Consider the following 13,186-nt stretch of genomic DNA (forward strand, 5'->3'; position numbering starts at 1 on the left):
AGAAAAATCCTGGTGATGGCTTAAATGCTCTGCCAGAACTTTCACATAACGCTGAGTCCTAAGGATATGAGCACCGGTTTCATTGTCACGAGTTTCTGCTAATGAGGCGAGAGCAAGAATAGATACATCCCGCGTAGTGATCAGTTCTGTTTGATACGTCTGCAGATGACTGATCACTGCATTGGTCTCTTTAGCCATATGGCCAAACTCATCCTGACTGGCGATGGGAATACGAACTGATAGATCTCCCTTGGCGGCGGCTGTCAAAACTTGGGTTTCGTTGGTTAAATATATTTTCAAATTTTTTGTGTAGGATAAAATAATACGGATGCTGTAAGCCAATATAACAAACATAACGATTAGCACTTCTAGCAAGATACTGTTTCGAGCAGAATCAGCGCCTTTGTGTATGCCTTCGGTCAATAGCCAGTCTAAATCCTTGTTGACGACTAAAAAAAGAACAAGTGCGGTGCTAACAATAATTGTAATCGCCATCATGTTGAATTTTTGAGCAAATGAAACAAAGTACTGGCTCAACTCCAGATTACATTTTGAATGTACCAGCTCCTGAATCAACTGGCGCTCCGCTGTTAACGCTAAATCTGCAGCGACAAAAAGGCCTAACATAGCCATGCCGACTAGAACTTTTGCATTGCTATGCCAGGGGGCGCCATAAGCCATCAAATTGATAACTACCAGACCAATACCTGCGAAGAGAAAGAGGCTGATATCTAACATGAACTGCTGAACAATTCGGCGCTCGTATGAGGGTGTTTGATGAGTGGTAAGAAATAGCACTCGCAATGGGTAAGCCAAAATAATTGGTGCAAAAAGGTGAAGCGGAGACAATAACTCTAAAACCGGACAAACCTGATCAGCGTAAATTGTAAAAATAATAGCCGCCAGAACAAAGTGAGCTAATGCAGTAAACCTATCACTTTTCTTTCCCACCTGTGATAAATCATGAGACTGGTTTTCAATATTGGCATGTACACTTTGGTTCGTCATATGTCTCCCTATTACAGAGACGGGTAAGTTCTGTAGATAGAATGATGTGATAGGGGCAGTATGGGTCTTCGTTGTTATTAATAAGTTAGCACCTAAAAAGGCACAGTCAACTTAACTGCTGCTGATCCCTGCTCTAATCCGTAAACTCTCCAATTATCTGAACATGTCCAAAAGCCCGCTTATTGCGGGCTTTTTTTAAACTATACCTCGAAAGTCATAAGATAGACTCTATAGATTAGGTGCTTACAAAGGTTTGAACTCTAAAAGAACTTAGTTTTTTCAATGCCCCTAGAGAGCTTTTTTTAGGACTACTGCTACACTTCAAATAGGTATTCCTTATATACAAAAGTGAGGCGTTTCTGGAGAACGAATAGAGAAAACTATTCTATTTTCAGTGTGTTTTATGTGGGTAATAATGTGAGTGGTACCTGTGTTAAATAGCGAGTCAGATAAAGGTATAGGTTGGCGGCATATTGGGTTAGGTACTTTACGGATAATGTTCAATATGGGTAACACTGACGGATAATTTGCACGGTTTAATTAAGTATAAAAAATAAGCTAACTCTTTGTAATTGAGATGTTTACATGAAAATTAAAAATAGAATTGCCTTGGCTACCGGTGCATGCCTGACACTTTCCTCCATCATTCTACTAAGCGTTGTTGCTTGGAAAAATAATGAAGTAGAAGTTCAAACAGTAGCTCTGGTTAGCCAGGAGCTAACAGAGAAAGCCCGTGCACAATTATCTACATTATCTGATGCTCAGGCGGGTAAAACGGCAGCCGAGCTGAATAAGGCTTTGTACGTTGCTAAGAGTATGGCTGAGACGATGGGGAGTTTCATTCGCCAAAATGGAAGTGATACTCAGCGACAGCCCTTTTATGAATATACGAAAGACGTTATTGAACAAAATACTAGTGTGACAGGGACGTATATAGCGTGGAAGAAAAATGCAGTAGATGGTAAAGACCAAGAGTTTATCGGCAGTAAGCATACTCATGAGAATGGGCAGTTTGCTCCTTATTGGTTTCGTAAAGGTGATGGCAGTTTAGGTTTTAGGCCGTTAAACCTAAAAACAGTGTATGAAAATATTGCAAAAGGAAGTACAGATTCTGCATGGTATACCTGTCCACTAGATACGGCTAAAACCTGTCTAGCTGAACCTTATTCATGGGAAGCGGGCGGGCGTACCATTGTTGGTACATCAATTACCTTGCCTATTTTGGTTAATGGCCAAGTTAAAGGTATGACGGGTATCGATATGGAGCTTAGCTTTTTAAGTAAGCTGGTAAAGGACGCCGATCAGTTACTCTATTCAGGCCAAGGGCAAGTTTTATTGATCAGTAATACAGGACTTGTTGCCGCTGATTCAGATGATCAACAAGCCCTAGCTAAAGTCTACCAAGGCCAACAAAAAAATCAATTGTTAGCATTGATAGCTAATGGTGAGCAAAAAATACTAGAAGCCGATGGGCATTTATGGGCTGTTCAGCCTATTAACCTTGAGGGGGTTAGTACGCCTTGGGCGGTGGTTATTAATCTTGATGAGTCCGTCGTATTAGCTGGCGCAATTAAAACTCAGCAATCAATGTCTACGCAGTTTAATGAAAGCCTAGTGACATCCATTATTATAGGTTTAATCATTACGGGTTTAGGTATTGTCTTGCTCACTATTATTGCTCAAAGCATCGCTGCTCCAATTCGTCGTGCAGCAGATATGATTAATCAATTAGCATCTCATGATGGCGATCTTACGCAAAGATTGAAACTGCAAAGAGATGATGAAGTAGGTGACTTAGCCAATGGTATTGATGCTTTTATCGAAAAGACTCATGTTATTGTCAAAGACATAGCGACTGAGATGGCGAATGTTGAACGGTCTACGCGCCGAGCTTCAGAGATATCGAACAATAGTGCTCTGGGTATAGAGAAACAGCGGGCTGAAGTGGATCAAATTGCTGCTGCTATTACAGAGTTGGCTGCATCTGCGAGTGAGGTTGCGCAAATTGCGATAACAACAGCCGACTCGTCCAGTGAAGCTAAAGGGTCGGTCGACAGTAGTGCCATGAACCTTGAGGAAAGTACTAGTTCCATTCGTGAGCTTTCTGAACAAATTAGCAATACATCAGAGCTGATGGACTTGCTTGCCCAAGACAGTAACAACATCAGTCAAATTGTCGATGCCATTCAAGGTATCTCCGAACAAACCAACTTATTGGCATTAAACGCGGCTATTGAGGCTGCCCGTGCAGGTGATTCTGGACGAGGCTTTTCAGTTGTTGCTGATGAAGTGCGTAATCTAGCATCAAAAACTCAGCAGTCGACAGGCGAAATTCAGACGCTGATCGATAAACTGCAAGGGCGTGCTAAAAATGCGGTTCATGCGATGAAAAAAGGAAATGAGCAATCGGGTAACTGCTTAACACTGGCAGAAGAAGCCTCTCAACATTTACAACATGTTGTGACGGCGATTTCTGAAATAGATAACATGACTACTCAAATGGCGAGTGTCGTTGAAGAGCAAAGAGCGGTTACAGAAGATATTACACGCAACATTGTTAATATAAGTGATGAAACCAACTTGGTATCTGATGGTGTGGTTGAGGCAAATCAGGAAAGCCAATCGCTATTAAGTCTGGTGAAAAAATTGGAAAATCAATTAGGGCGCTTCCACTACTAATGGTCGTAGCTAATTACTATTACTGAGTGGTTGTACAGTTATTCCTACCTACACGCCAAAAATTTCCCGCCCATTGGGGCGGGAGATTTCAGAGTGATTATAGTTTTCTTAATGATTTTTTATTTAGTTAGTAGCCATTAAGTGGTGGCTATCATCTCTTCAGTCTCTCATTGAGGCTCCATTAGAGAGGGTATGAAATATTTGCTAAAAATGGTGCGCAGTTACCTAAACGTATAGCGTTACTTTTTAAAGCAAGATTCGGGTCGACTCTTTTAGTCTTGATTCTTATTATCTGTTCTACATTCAAGTGATAATTTCGTAGCGTGTTAGTTGGAGAAGCAGTGCATCATGACTGATAAAGATAATATGAACTACGCTCGCATTGCTGAGGCAATTGCATACATCAAAGATAACTTTAAAGAGCAGCCTTCTTTGAATGAAATCGCGGCAGCAGCAAACCTCAGTCCGTTTCACTTTCAACGTCTGTTTTCTGATTGGGCGGGTGTGAGCCCGAAAAAGTTCATGCAATATATCAGCCTTGAATATGCAAAGCGATTGCTAAAGGATCAACATTTAAGTTTGCTGGATACGGCATATGAAACGGGGCTTTCAGGTACCAGTCGTTTGCATGACCTGTTTATAAATATTGAAGGAATGACGCCAGGCGAGTTTAAAAAAGGAGGCGAAGCCCTACAGATAAACTACAGTTTTGCGCAAAGCCCTTTTGGTCAAATAATTGTTGCATCAACGGGGAAGGGCGTTTGCCATATGGCGTTTGAGGAGGATGCAGAACAGGCGCTAGTAACGCTTAAACAACGTTTTCCTTACGGTTTTTATCAGCATCATGTTGATAAATTTCAACAAGATGCTTTATTAATATTCCAAAAAGATTGGCAGAAATTAGATCAGATTAAACTGCATTTACATGGCACTGTATTTCAATTAAAAGTATGGGATAGCTTGCTTAAAATACCTAAAGGTCACCTTGCTAGCTATGGTGAAATAGCAACGGCAATGGGCAATCCTAAAGCGTCTAGGGCGGTCGGTACAGCCATTGGGAGTAACCCGGTAGCTTTCCTTATTCCTTGCCACCGAGTCATACAGGCGAATGGACATGTGGGTGGCTATATGTGGGGAGCTACTCGAAAATCAGCCATTATTGGTTGGGAAGCATCACAAGAAGCGGCGTTATAGTGGTTAGAATTGTATAAGAAGAAAAAGTACAGAGCTTTTAGAATTACAGACATAGTTTTGGATTTAATTGTTCCTTTCTTGATTTATGCACTGGTATTTGTCACATGAAATATATAGGAAAAGGCCTTTATAAGGTTGTTCGATAATAGAGGCAACAAGCCTAATACTTTTGTTTGAGGTTTATTTGACAAACAAGCATATTTCAACAAACTTAAAGTGTGACCTACTATTTTAATAAATAAGTCATGATTCAATTTAATAAAAATAACGGGATGCGTAGATAAAATGAAAAAATATTCATATAAAAAACTTACCTCCAGTGTGATTTTAGCTTTTACTATTCTACTAGGATTTGGATCTGTGAACGTTTATGCAGAGAAAATTTCTCTTACAACTGAGAACTACCCTCCATTTAATATGAGAAGTAAAGACGGGAGTATTACTGGTATATCTACAGATATTGTAAAAGAGTTATTTTCACGGGCAGGTGTTGACTATGAAATGCATTTTTTACCTTGGCAGCGGGCCTATGGAAAAGCTCTAAAAGAAGAGAATAGCGCCGTTTTTTCTACTACAAGGACACCTGAACGAGAAGAATTATTTAAATGGGTAGGGCCTATTGTAGAAAATAACTGGGTTTTGTTAAAGAAAAAAGATAGTGATATTTCACTAAGTAGCCTTGAAGATGCAAAAAAATATAAGGTAGGCGCATACAGTGGTGATGCCACTTCTTTATTCTTAGAGTCAGAAGGATTTAAGGTTAAAAATGTTGCAAAAGATGAAAAAAATGTATTAAAACTCCAGTCGGGACGTATTGATTTATGGGCTACTGGGCATTTGTTAGGGCCTTACTATGCAAAACAACAGGGCGTAAGTGGCTTAGAGCCTGCTTTGGTATTTAAGAAAACTATTATGTCTTTAGCGTTTAATAAGTCAGCAGATGATGCTCTTATTAATAAACTTAATGCCGAGTTGAAAAAAATGGTTGCTGAAGGGGTCACAGAAAAAATAAAATCTAAGTATCAGTAGCATTAAACATCATTTATATTACTACAAGGATGTAGTTCTTAGATGTAAAATACCAGCGTATACTCACAGTTATACTTCACCTGACAATGCTTCTTGAGTTAACGTATGGATCTATTTGAGCAACTAGAAGGCACGCTACGAAATTTGCTCCCTTATAATGGTACAGTGCATTATTATGGGCCTGTAATGTCGTTGTATGAATCGGATCATTACTATAAGGCTTTACTCAGTAATATTGAATGGAGAAATGACGAAGCAGTAATCTTTGGTAAAAAAATCATTACCAAGCGTAAAGTTGCTTGGCATGGAGATAACCCTTTTCCCTATACTTACTCCAACACTACCAAAACTGCATTACCATGGACAAAAGAGCTGCTAGTGCTTAAAGCGCTAGTCGAAAAAGAAAGCGGCGAAATTTATAATTCTTGTTTGCTTAATCTTTATCATGATGGCAGCGAGGGTATGGCTTGGCATAGTGATGCAGAACTCGACTTAAAGAAAAACGGCGCTATTGGTTCTTTGAGTTTGGGGGCTGTAAGAAAGTTTGCTTTCAAGCACAAAAAATCAAAAGAGAACATCTCTCAAGTGTTACAGCACGGTAGCTTGCTGGTTATGAAAGGGGAAACGCAAACACACTGGTTACATCGTCTTCCACCTACAAAAGTGGTTTCTACGCCACGTATTAATCTCACATTTCGTACCATTGAAGTGAGCTAGCACTATTGCGGCATACTCGGGAGTAAGGAGTGTGATTAATAGTAATGGGGTTGTTTCAGATGGCTTTAGTATTGCTAAGTGAGGCACTAAGCTATCTCGGTTGTTAAAGAGAGAGGCTCGATAATCGCAACCCCAAATAAATAATAGTTAAATAAGCATGAATTATTATTTGGACTCTGACGGTGTTTTTATAAGCGATGGCATTGTAAGCCTTTTAGTATATTTACTTAGACCACTCATACAATGGGAAAACGGCTTGTAGCGCAAAGATGTTTTTGTATATAATTTTTCCGCCGTAACTGAATTGTCGAAAGGAATCACAATGGTTGAAGTTAATATCGCTAAATTTAGAAATGCTACTGATGATCTTCGTAGCCTGAATCGTGAATTTAAAACATGCGCATCTGATAAAGAGCGTCAGAATTTGGCGGATAGTGTTAATAGAAAGTTAGGCGAGTATTCAAAATACTCATGCGCTCGGGCTAAGTCTGATGATATTGAGTCTTTCGATAGGGCAAAAATAACGTTACTAAATCAACTTGAGACGTCATAAGTAGCCGATGCGGTGCTCGATCCACTGACTTTAATGAAGTCAGTGGAGTTTCTTCGAGGCGCTATCAAGAACTCTGAAAAGAATAAGAATGACCATTGCCAGGTGGGCTCGGTCATTTTTATAAAATGTAGGTACTCTTTTCAGCGAGGTACTCGATCACGTCTAGAAATTTATATACGGCTCATTTCATTTAATGTGAAGCTTGCTACTGCTCCTTCGGTGGCTTCCATATATGCTTTTAAATGGTCATTTTTCATATGCTTTTGCCAAAGGTCACGTGTTTCCCAGTTTTCATAAAATAAGAATACTGTCGGGTTATCATTATCCTTATGAAGGTCATATTGAATGCAACCCGTTTCCTTACGTGTTGGTTCAATCAGTTTGATCAGTTCTGTTTTAACCAATTCTACCTTGTCTAGGTTTGCTTCAATTCGAGCTACTATAGTGAGTGTGCTTTTCATCGGTAAAGTCTCCATTAATAAGTAGTGGATTTAAAAACCTTCTAAAACAATTTTTCCGATGGTTTTACCACGCTCGAGATCCGCATGAGCGCGTTTTAAATTGTCCGCAGTAATTACGCCATAATGTTGCCCCATCGTTGTTTTTATTTCACCCGAATCAATTAAATCTGCAACCTTATTAAGTAGCTCGCCTTGCTTACCCATATCAGCAGTGCCAAACATTGAGCGGGTGTACATAAACTCCCAATGCAACGAGACTGATTTCATTTTTAATAAGCCAATATCTAGTGGGGTGCTGGGATCATCGATCAAAGCAAACTTTCCTTGCGGAGCAATGACCTTAGCAATCTCGGTAAAGTGCTGCTCAGTGGCATTCAGGCTAATAACATGAGATACATTGGGAACACCAATACGCTCCAGTTCTTCGCTTAAAGGTTTGCGGTGATCAATGACGTGATTAGCTCCTAGTTCTGCAACCCATTGCTGGCTCTCGGGACGTGAGGCGGTACCGATAACCAGAGCATTCGTTAGCTTCGATGCGAGCTGAACCAAAATAGAACCTACACCACCTGCTGCACCAATGACCAGAATCTGCTGGTTAGGTTGTGAGTCCTTCGTAGTGCTTTGTTGAATCTGTAAGCGATCAAATAACAGTTCCCACGCTGTAATAGAGGTGAGTGGAAATGCGGCTGCTTCTGCATTCGTCACGGACGCAGGCTTATGGCCCACAATGCGCTCATCAACTAGATGGTATTCTACGTTGGTACCTGGCCTAGTTAAGTCCCCTGCATACCATACTTTGTCACCTTTGTTATAAATTGATGTTTCATTACCTACCTCAATAACTTCGCCTACTGCATCCCAACCCAGTATTTTGTGATCGCCATTTTCGGGTTGAACTCTCATTCGAATTTTTGCATCCACAGGATTAACTGAGATTGCTTCAATCTTTACTAGCAAGTCTCGACCTAAAGGGGAGGGGATGGGTTGTTCAAATTCAACCAATGAATCTGGTTGAGTAATATCTAATGAGTTCAAGTAACCAAATGCTTTCATTGTGTATCTCCAAGAATGTTATGGAGCTATTATGTGCGAATGGATATAAAGTAAAAACAGGGTAGTTGTTTAATCACTTTCAAAAAATATTTGATAAATAGATATCTTTTTTGAAAAGACTTGAGGTTTTTAGCGCTCTATATTTCTTAATGGAATAGTGTGATGTTTATATCGTGCGCAAAACGGCGAGTGCTTTCGCACTTAATGTCGGTGTTCTTATATCATTTTAAATGGGATTTTTTTTATGCTTATTCAAGAGCTATTTGGTATTGAGTTGCCGGTCATTCAGGCGCCAATGGCGGGTGTGCAAGGTAGTGCGTTAACTATTGCAGTATCTAATGCTGGCGGCTTAGGTTCTTTACCTTGTGCCATGTTAAGTACACAGGCGTTACGGACTGAACTGGAAACCATTCAGAAGGAAACCAACAAGCCTTTTAACGTAAACTTTTTTTGTCATACTCCTCCTGAAGAAAGTGCTCAACAGGAGAAGAAATGGCGTGAGGCGCTAAGCCCATTCTATGACGAGTATGATATTGATCAAAGAGAAATCCCTCAGGGTCCTGGTCGGGCAGCATTTAATGAGGATACGGCAGCACTCCTTAAAGAATTTAAGCCAGCGGTTGTTAGTTTTCATTTTGGTTTACCCACATCTAAACTTGTAGCAGAAGTGCATAGCTGGGGTGCTAAAGTTTTATCGTCTGCCACGACAGTGGAAGAAGCTCTGTGGTTGGAGCAGCAAGGAGTCGATGGCATTATTGCTCAAGGGCTGGAAGCAGGTGGGCACCGAGGTATCTTCCTTACAGATGATATTAATACACAAGTGGGAACATTCGCACTGTTAAGACAGGTTGTAAATGCTGTAAAAGTGCCGGTTATCGCCGCGGGAGGAATAGCGGATGCCGCTGGTGTAGAGGCTGCCCTTGCATTAGGTGCTGCAGGTGTTCAGGTAGGCACCGCTTATTTGTTATGCCCAGAGGCAAATACTAGCAAAATACATCGTGAAGCATTGAAAAGTCAGGCTGTTGATAACACGGCATTGACTAATTTGTTCTCTGGCGGCCCTGCACGAGGCATTGTAAATAGAGTGATGCAAGAGTTAGGGCCCATGAGTACAGTTACTCCTGCTTTTCCTTTAGCAACCACGGCAATTGCACCGCTAAGAGCTGCAGCTGAAGCACAAGGCAAGGGAGATTTTTCTCCACTATGGGCTGGGCAAAATGTGACTGGGTGTAAAGAAATATCTGCTGCTCAATTAACAAAGGAACTTGCAAAGGGCTAACTATTTATTAAATTCCATTTGCTTTTCAAAGAGTGTGAATCTTATATTGATTACAAAGTGTATCGAAGAGTCAGTAGATTATTGACGCAACTATAAGCTTTGAAGAGGCAGGTAGTCGTTATCCTGTGTTTAAGAATTTGTATGGGGAAACATTGTGGACATGGATTTAAGCCTAAACCAAACCCGTGTTATTGGTTGCTTGATTGAGAAAGAGATAACAACACCAGATCAATACCCTTTGTCATTGAATTCATTAACAGCGGCGTGTAACCAGAAAAGCAATCGAGAGCCTGTTATGGGGCTTGGTGAGTCTGAGGTTCAAGAAATACTAGATGAGCTGACAAAAAAACGATTGATCAAAGAAGAGGTAGGCTTTGGTAGCCGAGTTGTTAAATATAAGCACCGTTTCTGTAACACTGAGTTTAGTGAATTACAGCTCAGCGAGCAGGCCTTAGGTATTATTTGTACTTTATTTTTACGAGGGGCTCAAACCCCTGGAGAGTTGCGTACTCGAACTAATCGACTGTGTAAGTTTGGCGATGTCCATGATGTTGAGAAAGTACTGCTGAACTTAAGTGGCCCAGAGAATGGATCATATGTAGTCTGCTTGCCTCGTGAACCAGGAAAGAGAGAGTCTCGCTATGCTCATCAATTTAGTGGTGAGGTTGATATTTCAGATGGTGCTTCTTCCGATTTTGGGTTCACTAGGAAAAATACAGTGCATTCGCAGGGAGCAAGAGAGGATAAAGATAAGGTTGAATCGTTGGAGTTACGCGTAACAGAACTTGAGCGAGAGCTAACTTCATTAAAGGCGCAATTTACGGAGTGGTTAGAATAAGTTCGTTCGCTACTTGGCAGGTAGAGAATAGTCAGTAAACAGGGGGTGTTTGCACTCCACTCACCCCTTATTATGCAAGTTAGCTCTATCACTAAAGGATATAGAGTAATCCTAGAGTTTGCGTCCCATTTTTTCGAAAGTGTACTAAGCTTTGGCTATTAGTAAGAGGTAATGTTTATAGCTAAATAGAGCATGAATTTTAGTTTTGCTCAATGTATAGCGAATACCTTTAAAAAGTTTTGATGAATTGCAATATGCACTACTAATCGATAGTGCATTTGGTTCAGCGCCGAGTGGAAAATGGGCCCTCTGTCATGAAAAAAGTGTACACCTATACGGCATGCTTAACATTTCTCTTTTCTCCAATAATACAAGCCAGTAGTGAACCTGATAACTTTGAATTGAGTTTGCAGGAGCTACTTGATGTTGAAGTTACCTCTGTTTCAAAACAACCGCAGGCTTTATCTAAAGCTCCTGCTGCAATTTATGTCATTACCAGTGATGATATTCAGCGCTCAGGAGCTACTTCCATTCCTCAAGCATTGCGTGATGTTCCCGGCCTGCACGTTGCTCAATTAGATTCACAAAAGTGGGCTATTGGTAGCCGAGGGTTTAATGGTCGATACAATAATAAACTACTGGTCATGATGGATGGCCGTACGCTTTATTCCCCCGAGTTCTCAGGCGTTTACTGGGAGGTTCAGGACACTCTAATGGCAGATATAGAGCGTATTGAGGTTATTCGTGGGCCAGGCGCAGCGATGTGGGGAGCTAATGCGGTTAATGGTGTGATAAATATCATCACTAAGCATAGCGCGGATACGCAGGGCGTATACTTAGAAGCAGGCGCTGGTGATTATGAACAAGGTTTTGCCAGTTTTCGTTTTGGTGGAAAGTTAGATGGAGGAGTAACTTTTCGTGGCTATGCAAAAGGGTTCGAGAGAGACTCTCTAACTTTTAATAACCAAGATATGTTGTTCCCACAGCGCTTATTAATGAATGGCGTTAGTTCAGATAATGACTGGGGAAATGTACAAGGAGGTGGGCGAGTTGATATACCCGTGGGAAGTGTTGCTTCATTAACTGTCAGTGCTGATTTTTATCGTAGTCAGTTACAACAAACACTATTTACTCCCACTATGAACCCTCCTTTTTATGGTGAGTTTTACAGCGATGAGTTTGATGCGAATGGTTGGAATCTTTTAGCAAAATATACAGAGGCAGTCTCAGCTACTTCTGAATACAGTATCCAAGCATATTATGATCATGCTCGACGTGATGAAAGTTTTTTGGGTTTTACCACTGACACCGTGGATGTAGATTTTCAATATCAGTTTAAGGCAGGTACTAACCATAATATTGTTTGGGGTCTTGGTTATCGTTATATAAGTGATGATATTAATGCGGCGGCAATTATCTCTCCATCTAATGAAGATGCCTCTACCGAGCTCTGGAGTGCTTTTTTTCGTGATGAGATTACGCTACTTGAAGATACTCTCTGGTTAACGCTCGCTTCACGAATTGAGAACAACAGTTATACAGGAATTGAAGTCCAGCCGAATTTACGTTTGTTATATAAAGTTGATGATGTAAGTACCTTATGGTCATCTGTTGCTTACTCAGTGAGAACACCATCAAGAGCAGAGAATAACTGGTCGATTAATGCTGTAAATATTCCTCCAAATGTAAGAGTTTCGTCGTTGATGCCTGCGGCACCTTTTTTAACGAAAGTCGTTGTGGCTGGTAATGATGATTATGAATCGGAAGAGTTAGTCACTTACGAAATAGGATATAGATTCACACCCTCTAGCGTGTTTTCTCTTGATAGCTCAGTATTTTACAATGATTATAATGGCCTTCGTTCAGTAACTATCGGCCCCCCGGATTTGAGCACCTTATCGAGTGGCTTTATTACGCAGCGGAACTTTTTTTCAAATAATGACTATGGACATAGTTATGGGATAGAAACCTCTGCACAATGGTTAGTGGCTAATAATTTTAAAATGAAGTTGAACTATAGTTTATTTGAGGGTGATTTTAGTGAGAGCATCACTCAAAATACTGACGCTCCAAAGCATATAGTATCCATAAATGCTGATTGGTCTCTTAATAAATATATTGATATGAATGCAACATGGCGTTATACCAGTGATGTACCGGCACTGTCTCCTTTTACCTTTACTAATAAAACTATTCGCAGTCATCATGGAGTTGATATAGGGGTAAACTGGCTGCCCGTATCAGATGTTACTCTTTCGTTATATGGCAAGAACTTGTTAGGCGGTTCATACGTTGAGTATGAAGCTGAACAGTTTCATATACCATATCGGGTAGAGCCTTCGTTTTATGGCAAGTTATCTGTTTTATTTTGA

Annotated in this window: 10 protein-coding genes and 1 pseudogene; 8 read left to right on the plus strand and 3 right to left on the minus strand. The window is 40.5% G+C overall.

Annotation, left to right across the window (positions count from 1 at the left end; translation table 11 throughout):
* A pseudogene (locus QZZ55_RS08855) lies at positions 1–1,008 on the minus strand (hypothetical protein); the annotation flags it as partial.
* A 585-nt stretch (positions 1,009–1,593) separates the two neighbouring features.
* Between QZZ55_RS08855 and QZZ55_RS08860 the strand changes: the two are divergent.
* From QZZ55_RS08860 to QZZ55_RS08880, 5 genes are all read left to right on the plus strand, one after another.
* On the plus strand, positions 1,594–3,687 hold the full coding sequence (locus QZZ55_RS08860) for a methyl-accepting chemotaxis protein (RefSeq protein ID WP_293266964.1): 2,094 nt from the start codon (positions 1,594–1,596) through the stop codon (positions 3,685–3,687).
* A 348-nt stretch (positions 3,688–4,035) separates the two neighbouring features.
* Positions 4,036–4,881 (plus strand): methylated-DNA--[protein]-cysteine S-methyltransferase, encoded by an 846-nt coding sequence (locus QZZ55_RS08865; protein WP_293266965.1) that lies wholly within the window; start codon positions 4,036–4,038, stop codon positions 4,879–4,881.
* Positions 4,882–5,166: 285 nt separating this feature from the next.
* Positions 5,167–5,910 carry a transporter substrate-binding domain-containing protein gene (locus QZZ55_RS08870; protein ID WP_293266966.1) on the plus strand — a complete coding sequence of 248 codons (744 nt, stop codon included), beginning with the start codon at positions 5,167–5,169 and terminating at the stop codon, positions 5,908–5,910.
* 105 nt (positions 5,911–6,015) lie between these two features.
* Positions 6,016–6,627, plus strand: a complete 612-nt coding sequence (locus tag QZZ55_RS08875) for an alpha-ketoglutarate-dependent dioxygenase AlkB (RefSeq protein WP_293266967.1) — start codon at positions 6,016–6,018, stop codon at positions 6,625–6,627.
* A 322-nt stretch (positions 6,628–6,949) separates the two neighbouring features.
* Complete coding sequence (locus tag QZZ55_RS08880; protein WP_293266968.1) at positions 6,950–7,180, plus strand: hypothetical protein; 231 nt, start codon at positions 6,950–6,952, stop codon at positions 7,178–7,180.
* Positions 7,181–7,350: 170 nt separating this feature from the next.
* Here the strand turns inward: QZZ55_RS08880 and QZZ55_RS08885 are convergent, their stop codons facing one another.
* Positions 7,351–7,641 (minus strand): putative quinol monooxygenase, encoded by a 291-nt coding sequence (locus QZZ55_RS08885; protein WP_293266969.1) that lies wholly within the window; start codon positions 7,639–7,641, stop codon positions 7,351–7,353.
* Positions 7,642–7,671: 30 nt separating this feature from the next.
* Entirely contained in the window at positions 7,672–8,697 is a 1,026-nt protein-coding gene (locus QZZ55_RS08890; protein ID WP_293266970.1) for a zinc-binding alcohol dehydrogenase family protein, read from the minus strand.
* A gap of 244 nt (positions 8,698–8,941) precedes the next feature.
* Between QZZ55_RS08890 and QZZ55_RS08895 the strand changes: the two genes are divergently transcribed.
* The 3 genes from QZZ55_RS08895 (at position 8,942) to QZZ55_RS08905 (ending at position 13,186) form a co-directional block, all read left to right on the plus strand.
* Positions 8,942–9,976, plus strand: a complete 1,035-nt coding sequence (locus tag QZZ55_RS08895; RefSeq protein ID WP_293266971.1) for a nitronate monooxygenase — start codon at positions 8,942–8,944, stop codon at positions 9,974–9,976.
* Between the two features lie 160 nt (positions 9,977–10,136).
* Positions 10,137–10,814: a DUF480 domain-containing protein gene (locus tag QZZ55_RS08900; protein WP_366512302.1), complete on the plus strand. Its 678-nt coding sequence runs from the start codon at positions 10,137–10,139 to the stop codon at positions 10,812–10,814.
* A 314-nt stretch (positions 10,815–11,128) separates the two neighbouring features.
* Positions 11,129–13,186, plus strand: coding sequence for a TonB-dependent receptor plug domain-containing protein (locus QZZ55_RS08905; RefSeq protein ID WP_293266973.1), 2,058 nt, complete (start codon positions 11,129–11,131; stop codon positions 13,184–13,186).

Origin of the sequence: Neptunomonas sp., assembly GCF_016744175.1 — a bacterium.
GTDB lineage: Bacteria > Pseudomonadota > Gammaproteobacteria > Pseudomonadales > Balneatricaceae > Neptunomonas.